The organism is Acinetobacter sp. ATCC 27244 (assembly GCF_000156555.1).
GTDB lineage: Bacteria > Pseudomonadota > Gammaproteobacteria > Pseudomonadales > Moraxellaceae > Acinetobacter > Acinetobacter haemolyticus.
In genome coordinates this window covers 108,160-114,605 of sequence record NZ_GG665963.1, presented here as the reverse complement: position 1 = coordinate 114,605, position 6,446 = coordinate 108,160, and the positions used below count along the sequence as shown (strand labels likewise).

Below are 6,446 nucleotides of genomic sequence, written 5' to 3'. Positions count from 1 at the left end.
CCGTGGCTCAATATCAACGGTTTCTTGGTGGTCTACATTGGGTTGAGCCTGGTGTACCATTTTGTTGAATTCTTGCATGGTTGCTTCAAGTGAAACATCTTCTTGTTCAATTGGTTTTGAGCCAAGCAGTTCCGTTAATTGATTGGTTGACCAAACCCAGTCTTCTGCTTGACCAGATAAGTGCTCTACTTGGCCTAAAAGTAACTCAGTAAGACCAGTTTGGCCAAAGCTTCCTGTTTCATCTAACTGTTTTAGCTCAGCAAGTTGTAAGGATAAAACCTCAGCAAGGCTCATTTCTAATTCAGTTGCGCTGAGCGTTGATTGGTTATGCGCGGAAGTGGTTAGGTGGCGTGTAATTTCTTGGATATACAGTGGATCAGAGGTTTGAACCTCTTGATAATGCTTCTGAGGATTTTGTTTCCAGAGACTAATCAAGCGACCCAGTGCGAGAGCATTGATCTCACTGATATACAGCAGTTTTTCTTGTTGAGAATATTGACTGAATAGTTGCGGTTTTTGAATTTTAATTTGTTCAGCAAAATATTGAACTAAGTCAAAGGCCATTATATATATCCTCAATTAATCTAAAATTCTAAGCGAAGGTTTTTTCTTAGTTGTTTCAGCTTTTTGTTGTGATTCTTCGTTTGCAGTGCTGATTGTGTCTTCAATATCAGCATACTCAGAAGGATCGAAAAATAAACCTTGGCCGTTTTCTTTTGCATAAATACCGAGTACAGCTCGGATAGGCACGTAAATTTCTTTGGCAACACCGCCAAATCGTGCAGAAAAAGTAATTGCTTCATTGCTGATATGCAATTGATGGACGGCATGAGGTGCAAGATTTAAAACAATTTGACCATCTTTAACAAATTGTAGTGGAACATCAGTATGCGGTTGAGTTGCATCAACCAATAGATATGGCGTGAGTTGGTTATCGCAAATCCATTCATAAATGGCACGAGCAAGATAGGGGCGTGTAGGGGTAAACGTTATTTGCTCAGACATAATTAAAAACTTATTAAATCGTAGAAATCAATTTATTGTAGCTGTTTTTTTCTTGAGCTGTCATTGATTTAATGAAAGATGGGCGGCTAAAGATACGATGACAATACAAGAAAATTGGTCGACAGTGTTGTTGAGGTAAATCTATTCCCATACTTTTGAGTCTTAGGAAGATCGGTGCAAGCATACAGTCCAAGATGGAAAATGTTTCAGACATAAAAAAGGGATAGTGTTGAAATAATGGTGTAAGTGAAATTAAGGTATTCCTCAATTCCTTTTGTGCTTGTTGTTTTTGAGCTAAATCGAGGGTATCCGCATGTCTGAGCATATGATCAACGAGCTTAAACCAGTCTTGTTCAAAACGCCAAATATATTGGCGCTGTTCTGCTCTGGCCATCGGGGCATCAGCATAAAGCTTATTTTGACGATAGCGATCATCTAAATATTCAGCAATCACAGGTGCAGAGAAGAGTTTGAGGTTCTGCTCTATTAGCATTGGGAGTTGATTGTACGGGTTAAGATCGGCCAAATCTTCATCTTCATGATCAGTAAGAATCAGATGATATTTGATCTGCTTTTCGGCGAGTAATAAACGAATCCAGTGAGAACGGAAATCATCTGCGTGACTATAAAGGGTGATGCCCTGAACTGGTGTATTTTCAACCGATGACATATGACAAAGCTAGAGATATAAACGCTTTAGCATACTAAAAAAACGTAGAAAAAGCATCCATGAGATTCGACCCAAGTGATAAATAAAAAACCTCGGAATAATCCGAGGTTTTGGTCCAATTCGTAAAACGATTAACGTTTAGAGAATTGAGGACGCTTACGAGCTTTACGTAAACCAAGTTTCTTACGTTCAACTTCACGAGCATCACGAGTAACGAAACCAGCTTGACGAAGAGCAGGTTTTAAAGTTTCGTCTGCAGCGATCAACGCACGAGTAATACCGTGACGAATTGCGCCAGCTTGACCACCGATACCACCACCTTTAACAGTGATGTAAAGGTCAAACTTTTCAGTAACTTCTAAAAGTTCTAAAGGCTGACGTACAACCATACGAGCAGTTTCACGACCGAAATATTGCTCTAAAGTACGATTGTTGATTACGAGTTTGCCTGTACCAGCTGATAAGAAAACACGTGCAGTTGCGGTCTTACGGCGACCTGTACCATAATTAGTAGCCATGTGCTGTATCCCTTAGATGTCCAAAACTTGTGGCTGTTGAGCAGTATGAGGATGCTCGCTACCAGCGTACACTTTCATTTTTTTGATCATTGCATAACCAAGAGGACCTTTTGGCAACATACCTTTAACAGCTTTTTCTAAAACAGCTTCAGGTTTGTGAGCAATTAACTTCTCGAAGTTAGTCTCACGGATACCACCAGGGAAACCAGTATGGCGATAATACTTTTTATCAAGTGCTTTGTTACCAGTCACTTGAATGTTCTCAGCATTGATAACAACGATGTAGTCACCAGTGTCAACGTGAGGAGTATAAGAAGTTTTGTGCTTACCGCGTAAACGACGAGCGATTTCAGTCGCGAGGCGACCTAAAGTTTTGCCAGAAGCATCAACAACATACCAGTCATGTTGAACTTCAGCTGGCTTAGCGCTGAGAGTTTTCATTAAACCACTACCTATTATAGTTGGTTTGGACGGTGAAATCTGTCCAAACAAAAGGAGACCGAATTCTACATTAATTTATAAAACGGCACAACAAAAAATCATGCGAGAAGCATTATTTTGCTGCAAAGTGACTGATTTGGTCAACAACAAGACCATAATTTGAGCTTGTACTGTTTCGCTTGTGATAGGGGATAGTTTGACTTATTATTTTTATTAATTATTTGAAATAAATAGAAGTATTTACATGTTCTTTTGGGGATCTGGATGAGATTGTCGTTTTCTACAAAAATTGTTGTAGTGACTTTATTAATAGGTGTTTGTTCTACACAGACAAATGCACGACGACTTTATAAATGGGTGGACCAAAGCAGTGTGACCAACTATTCAGAGTTTCAACCTAGGGAAGGGACGACTAAAAAATTAGAAGTATTAGAAAGTCGAGGGAGTGATTATGTTGATCCAATGATGGCTGTCACGGCCGAGATGAAAGCAATCGAAATACCTGTAGACCTGATTACACCACAAGACCAAGTAACAATGCGTCCATCGGCCACTCTTCCGCAATCGCAACAACCCCCGACTCAAACAGTAGTGAAGCAGGGAATGTTGGCTCCGGCATATACTCAGCCTAATACCACAGCTGCTGTAATTCCTCTGACTGAGAAAAAAGAGATTCAAGTTGCACAAACAATAGCTGTGATTGAGAAAAAAGAAATCACGATCAATCCTACTCTCGATAAAGTAAATAATGCAGGGGGAATTGCAGAGAAGAAGGCGGATTTGGCAGTAAGTGTACCCGCTGAAAGAAAACCACAGGCTACCATTAATCCTTGGACACGTGCGCCAAGCTTTGTCCCGTCAAATTTAGTGCCTCAGAATCTCACTAAAACGACAACCAGCCCTTAATTTGAATATAAATAAAGGCTGAAAAACTACAGCTGATTTTAGATTTTCGCTACACTAAGAAAAGTATCAAATGATCGGCGAAAAATATGCTTCCTTTATATGTCACTTCTGGTGAACCTGCAGGAATAGGACCTGATATCTGTTTGGGCTTGGCCGAACGAGTAGATGAGCGTCCTATTGTCATTTTAGCTGATTTGCAGATGTTACAGCAGCGTGCTGATCAATTAGACCTTGTTGTCGAGCTTACTCCATACCAAGGTCAATCAACATCTAGTCGAAAAGGTCAGCTATTCGTTGAACATGTCCCATTGATAGAGACTGTAATTGAAGGACGATTAAATCCAATAAATTCAGGTTATGTCTTAGAACAATTACGACGTTCAGCTGATTATGCGATGTCAGGTCGAAGTGTTGGCGTAGCAACAGCACCTGTGCAAAAATCCATTATTAATGAAGCAGGTATCGCCTTTAGTGGGCATACTGAATATTACCAAGAGTTCGCAGGTGTTGATCGTGTCGTTATGATGTTGGCGACTAAAAGTTTGCGTGTCGCCTTGGTAACGACTCATTTGCCGTTACGTGATGTGCCAGATGCAATTACTCAAGAGCGTTTGCATCAAGTGATTGACATCTTAATTCACGACTTAAATCAAAAGTTCAAAATCGCGTACCCCAAAATTTTAGTCTGCGGTTTAAATCCACATGCGGGTGAGGATGGTTATCTTGGACGAGAAGAAATTGAGGTGATCAATCCTGTGTTGGAAGCGTATCGCGTGCAGGGCGTGAAGATGAGTCTAAGTTTGCCCGCAGACACTTTGTTTACACCCGAAAACTTGAAAGATGCAGATGCAGTTTTAGCGATGTATCACGATCAGGGCTTACCTGTGCTAAAATCTCAAGGCTTTGGTGAAGCTGTAAACATTACATTAGGCTTGCCATTTATTCGAACCTCTGTCGATCATGGTACAGCACTTTCTCTTGCAGGCACTGGACAGGCTAAAGCTTCAAGCTTACATGTTGCAGTAGATTTAGCACTAGATTTGGCTCGTTAGTGACTCACGAGTAAATTATTCACGTTGGAATTATTATGTATCAAATTAATGCCCTAAACCCTAAAGATGAAGGGCATCAGGCTCGAAAACGTTTTGGTCAGAACTTTTTACATGATCAGCGTGTGATTGCCAAAATTGTACGCTCAGTGAATCCGCGTGCGGGCGAAAATATTGTTGAAATTGGTCCAGGATTGGCTGCATTGACATCTCCGCTGATTGGTGAGTGCGATGCTCTGACTGTGGTTGAGCTGGATCGGGATTTGGCGGCGGGTTTGCCTGGGCGGGTACCGCATCCTGAACGTTTGACGATTATTGAAGCTGATGCTTTAAAGTATGATTTCACTCAACTGTTTCAAGATGGTCGCCCATTGAGAGTCGTGGGTAACTTACCATACAACATTTCAACGCCATTATTATTCCATCTCTTAGAGTTTGGTGACAAAGTCAAAGACATGCATTTCATGTTGCAAAAAGAAGTGGTTGATCGCATTACGGCAGTGCCTAACACCAAAGAGTATGGTCGTTTATCGGTAATGATTCAGTATTATTGTAAACCAACATTTTTATTTGAAGTGCCACCGGGATCATTTAATCCGCCGCCAAAAGTGACGTCAGCAGTTTTCCGTTTAGAGCCGTATGAAACTAAGCCAATTGTAGCGAAAGATGAGAAAGCGTTGGCTCGTCTTGTGAGCCATGTGTTTACACAACGTCGAAAAACTTTGCGTAACAGTTTAAAAGGCATGCTGGCTGATGATGGTTTTGAAAAAGCAGGTGTTGATCCGATGGCGCGCCCAGAAACTTTGAGCTTGGCTGACTTTGTTGCCCTGTCTGACCAGATGGTGTCTTAATGTCAAAACGCTATAACTATGTGATTGGTGATGTACAGGGGTGTTTTGCTGCACTCAAAGCCTTACTCAAAGAAATTCGTTTTGATTCTGACCAAGATTTTATCTGGTTTACGGGAGACTTGGTTGCACGTGGTGAAGATTCGGTTGGTGCTCTACGCTTTATAAAAAAACTGGCGGATCGTGGGGCTGCTGCAACGATTTTAGGAAATCACGATCTATCATTAATTGCTTCTGCACGTGGTTTCAAAAAAATCAAAGCCAAAGATCGAGTTCAGGATGTGATTGATGCGATTGATGGAGATGAACTAATCGATTGGTTGCGTAAACAACCGTTATGTTTATTTCCAAATGCTGAAACGATGTTGACGCACGCGGGAGTACCTTGTATTTGGTCAGCAGAAAAAACCGCTGAACTTGCACAAGAGGTACAAGATGCGGTTGGTCATGAAGATTTGATGGTCTTAGATGCATTCTTAGCTGAAATGTTTGGTGCTCAACCTGATCTTTGGTCTGATGATTTGACGGGTATGGCTCGTTTGCGTTGCATTACCAACTATCTAACTCGTATGCGTTTAACGACCGCAGAAGGTCAGTTAGAGTTTGAGTTTAAAGAGGGCTTGGATGCACCAATGCCTGAAGGTTACAAGCCGTGGTTTGACTATGAAAGTCAAGCTGCTAAGACACATCACCTCGTCTTTGGTCATTGGGCTGCTTTGCATGCAAAACGCATCAGTGATGATATTCAAAGTGTTGATGGTGGGTGTGTTTGGGGGCATCAGTTGGTGGCTTACCGTTTAGAGGATCAACAGTTATTCGCTGTTGAAAATCCATGGATTGAGTCGTGAGCATCTGATGCTTAGGTTCAATTGAAATATCGATAGAATCTGATCTGGTTGGGATGATCAAATTGTGCTTTGCCTGAATAGGGTGAGGCATTTTTTATTTTAGGGTTGTCAAAAAACTGTCATCTATTGATCATTAAAGTGTCAAAAAATATTTTTATGCT

Annotated in this window: 9 protein-coding genes; 4 read left to right on the top strand and 5 right to left on the bottom strand. The window is 41.1% G+C overall.

Annotation, left to right across the window (positions count from 1 at the left end; genetic code table 11):
* From HMPREF0023_RS13950 to rplM, 5 genes are all read right to left on the bottom strand, one after another.
* The coding region (locus HMPREF0023_RS13950) for a hypothetical protein (RefSeq protein ID WP_008942389.1) at positions 1-564 on the bottom strand (564 nt) is incomplete at its 3' end.
* A 15-nt stretch (positions 565-579) separates the two neighbouring features.
* Complete coding sequence (locus HMPREF0023_RS13945) at positions 580-1,005, bottom strand: ClpXP protease specificity-enhancing factor (RefSeq protein ID WP_004640844.1); 426 nt, start codon at positions 1,003-1,005, stop codon at positions 580-582.
* 13 nt (positions 1,006-1,018) lie between these two features.
* Positions 1,019-1,675 (bottom strand): glutathione S-transferase N-terminal domain-containing protein, encoded by a 657-nt coding sequence (locus HMPREF0023_RS13940; RefSeq protein WP_005083402.1) that lies wholly within the window; start codon positions 1,673-1,675, stop codon positions 1,019-1,021.
* 131 nt (positions 1,676-1,806) lie between these two features.
* Positions 1,807-2,193 carry a 30S ribosomal protein S9 gene (gene rpsI, locus HMPREF0023_RS13935; protein WP_004640839.1) on the bottom strand — a complete coding sequence of 129 codons (387 nt, stop codon included), beginning with the start codon at positions 2,191-2,193 and terminating at the stop codon, positions 1,807-1,809.
* Positions 2,194-2,205: 12 nt separating this feature from the next.
* On the bottom strand, positions 2,206-2,634 hold the full coding sequence (gene rplM / locus HMPREF0023_RS13930) for a 50S ribosomal protein L13 (RefSeq protein WP_004640836.1): 429 nt from the start codon (positions 2,632-2,634) through the stop codon (positions 2,206-2,208).
* Between the two features lie 264 nt (positions 2,635-2,898).
* On the opposite strand from rplM, the gene HMPREF0023_RS13925 reads away from it, so the two are divergent.
* The 4 genes from HMPREF0023_RS13925 to HMPREF0023_RS13910 all read left to right on the top strand — a co-directional run bounded on the left by HMPREF0023_RS13925 (position 2,899) and on the right by HMPREF0023_RS13910 (position 6,285).
* Positions 2,899-3,540, top strand: a complete 642-nt coding sequence (locus tag HMPREF0023_RS13925; RefSeq protein WP_005089119.1) for a hypothetical protein — start codon at positions 2,899-2,901, stop codon at positions 3,538-3,540.
* Positions 3,541-3,626: 86 nt separating this feature from the next.
* Entirely contained in the window at positions 3,627-4,592 is a 966-nt protein-coding gene (gene pdxA, locus HMPREF0023_RS13920) for a 4-hydroxythreonine-4-phosphate dehydrogenase PdxA (protein ID WP_005089120.1), read from the top strand.
* A 35-nt stretch (positions 4,593-4,627) separates the two neighbouring features.
* Positions 4,628-5,440, top strand: a complete 813-nt coding sequence (gene rsmA, locus HMPREF0023_RS13915) for a 16S rRNA (adenine(1518)-N(6)/adenine(1519)-N(6))-dimethyltransferase RsmA (RefSeq protein WP_004640832.1) — start codon at positions 4,628-4,630, stop codon at positions 5,438-5,440.
* Positions 5,440-6,285 (top strand): symmetrical bis(5'-nucleosyl)-tetraphosphatase, encoded by an 846-nt coding sequence (locus tag HMPREF0023_RS13910; protein WP_005089121.1) that lies wholly within the window; start codon positions 5,440-5,442, stop codon positions 6,283-6,285. Before rsmA ends, HMPREF0023_RS13910 begins: the two co-directional genes overlap by 1 nt.
* Positions 6,286-6,446 lie beyond the last annotated feature (161 nt).

What these genes read in the sequence shown, in the direction of transcription:
- HMPREF0023_RS13945 (WP_004640844.1), bottom strand. Translation starts at nt 1,005, where the DNA reads ATGTCTGAGCAAATAACGTTTACCCCTACACGCCCCTATCTTGCTCGT.
- HMPREF0023_RS13940 (WP_005083402.1), bottom strand. Translation starts at nt 1,675, where the DNA reads ATGTCATCGGTTGAAAATACACCAGTTCAGGGCATCACCCTTTATAGT.
- rpsI (WP_004640839.1), bottom strand. Translation starts at nt 2,193, where the DNA reads ATGGCTACTAATTATGGTACAGGTCGCCGTAAGACCGCAACTGCACGT.
- rplM (WP_004640836.1), bottom strand. Translation starts at nt 2,634, where the DNA reads ATGAAAACTCTCAGCGCTAAGCCAGCTGAAGTTCAACATGACTGGTAT.
- HMPREF0023_RS13925 (WP_005089119.1), top strand. Translation starts at nt 2,899, where the DNA reads ATGAGATTGTCGTTTTCTACAAAAATTGTTGTAGTGACTTTATTAATA.
- pdxA (WP_005089120.1), top strand. Translation starts at nt 3,627, where the DNA reads ATGCTTCCTTTATATGTCACTTCTGGTGAACCTGCAGGAATAGGACCT.
- rsmA (WP_004640832.1), top strand. Translation starts at nt 4,628, where the DNA reads ATGTATCAAATTAATGCCCTAAACCCTAAAGATGAAGGGCATCAGGCT.
- HMPREF0023_RS13910 (WP_005089121.1), top strand. Translation starts at nt 5,440, where the DNA reads ATGTCAAAACGCTATAACTATGTGATTGGTGATGTACAGGGGTGTTTT.